Here is a 1,946-nt window from a genome sequence, read left to right on the forward strand (position 1 = left end):
GGCACAATGGTTTAGGTTAGGTGGCAATGTTGCTCACTACTTAACGCGGCGTTATACGTACAAAGTAGAATATCCATAGCCAAATCAGGTATAATTCAACAAGTTTTATAATGGGTTGCGACAATGATAATAAAAACATCGCATGAGATAGGGATCAAGCTCTGGGTCGAGCTGTTGATATTTATCTCATCATATTACCCTTTGTTTCTAATCTTGTTCATTCGAGACATTGGTTCTGAATCTGCGACCATCCCGATTGGTTTTGTGCAATGGGGTACGAACGTAAGCTATTGGGCGGTAGGAGGCTTGTTAGTATCCTCTATTTGCACATTGGTTACGGCATTTTTAATGAGAGGCTTATTCTCTAAGGCGCAAGGCTCTGATGAGGTAGTGTTACTTGAAGTCTCGCCCGTTCGAGGCGATATGCTTAACTATACTTTGCCATTTTTAATTGGTTTGTTTGCTTTTGATTATCAAACTTGGCAGTCGATCGCTTCATTGTTCGTATTTCTAGTATTTATGTTCGCATTCACTCGGAAAGAAAAAATAATCGTATTAAATCCTATGTTTCTTTTGTTGGGTATTCGGCTATTCGAAATTAAGTACCGAAAAGTTGGACAACCAAATGGAGAACATATCACTACAGCACTCTGTATGGGTATCGCAAAAGCGTCAACCACGAGAGTTCGTTTTCTAGAAAACTCAGGCATAAATTTTATTTCAACGTTAGGTGATAGGTAGCAGGATGACACAAGTCCAAGCAAATGTAGTCGAAGAAGTTCAGCAAAGACTGGATCAGGCATCTCTTGACACACAGCTCGCAGAGCTGCGTGGGCTCGAACTATCTGATTCAGTAGTGAATCTATGGGTTGCTGAAGTAAAAACAAGTAACAAAACAAAACGTTTTGGAGACATAAAGAACCTTAAAGTACATGATGATTACAAAGAACACTTTAGGCAGTATGTTATCCAGTGTATTCGTGGTAACGAACACATCGAAGAGCTGAAATCCATCCCCACAATTCAAGACAATCGTTTCTTTTACGTTGAGTCTAGCTCAACTGACCTTGACCAATTAAAAACACAGGTTGAAGGTGGTGGTTTGCCAACGATTACAGAGGAAAGTGAGCTAAATGGCTACAACGCATATGTTATTCAGTTAACATTTGGTGAAGGTGATGAAGAGCAGAGTATCTATGCTTTTCGATATATCAAGGGTGCATGGTCGGTAAACAACACTGCAGGAAAAAGCATATTTACAAGTATGCAAGATAACCAGCTTGTTGTTAAAATCGATCAGAGTCCTCGTTTTCAAATAACGCCTTATATTGATTTCATTCAATATAAGTCAGGAGTCTATATTGCTGATATCAAGCAGTTTGAAGTGGCAATGAACTTCCATGATCGTTTGGTTGAAAAGAAAGCTGAGGCAATTACGGCACTGGGTCAAAGTGCAGCCATGAGTTCTCAAGAATCGATAAAACTGACTAATATCATTGGTGAAGACAAACGAATGATGCGCCAATTGGCATCAGTGTTAGATAAACAATATTACAGCAATGAAGTCTGGCTAAGAAAGTTAAAACAAGCTGCTGATAGAGCTGGTAATTGGCAAGTAAAGTTTGATTCTAATGGCAAAATCCTTATTGAAGACAATAAGGAATATGTAAAAGAACTCTTAACTCTTCTGCAAAACAAACGAGTAAAAACAGTTGTCGATGACCTTATGTTTGACGTAGAAGGTGAGCTTATTGCCATTGAGGGCTAAGTACGTATAACAAAGCATTTAAGAGTGATTCCCAACGCTTGGCATTTTTGGTGCTAATCGTTGGGTTTTGTGTTTACGGTGGTATGGTTGAGTTTCGTGGTAGCGTTGCTCACACCTTAATGCGGCGTTATGTTTACTTGTATTTCAGTGGCTTAAAGTTTCTTCGATCTATGTTCTT

2 protein-coding genes are annotated in these 1,946 nt (G+C 39.1%); both read left to right on the forward strand.

The window, feature by feature from the left end:
* Positions 1–123: 123 nt before the first annotated feature.
* Positions 124–741, forward strand: a complete 618-nt coding sequence (locus tag CDZ87_RS16605) for a hypothetical protein (RefSeq protein WP_088880722.1) — start codon at positions 124–126, stop codon at positions 739–741.
* A 4-nt stretch (positions 742–745) separates the two neighbouring features.
* Positions 746–1,768, forward strand: a complete 1,023-nt coding sequence (locus CDZ87_RS16610) for a Kiwa anti-phage protein KwaB-like domain-containing protein (protein ID WP_100754517.1) — start codon at positions 746–748, stop codon at positions 1,766–1,768.
* Positions 1,769–1,946: the final 178 nt, after the last annotated feature.

Origin of the sequence: Vibrio salilacus, assembly GCF_002811245.1 — a bacterium.
Taxonomy (GTDB): domain Bacteria; phylum Pseudomonadota; class Gammaproteobacteria; order Enterobacterales; family Vibrionaceae; genus Vibrio; species Vibrio salilacus.

What these genes read in the sequence shown, in the direction of transcription:
- CDZ87_RS16605 (WP_088880722.1), top strand. Translation starts at nt 124, where the DNA reads ATGATAATAAAAACATCGCATGAGATAGGGATCAAGCTCTGGGTCGAG.
- CDZ87_RS16610 (WP_100754517.1), top strand. Translation starts at nt 746, where the DNA reads ATGACACAAGTCCAAGCAAATGTAGTCGAAGAAGTTCAGCAAAGACTG.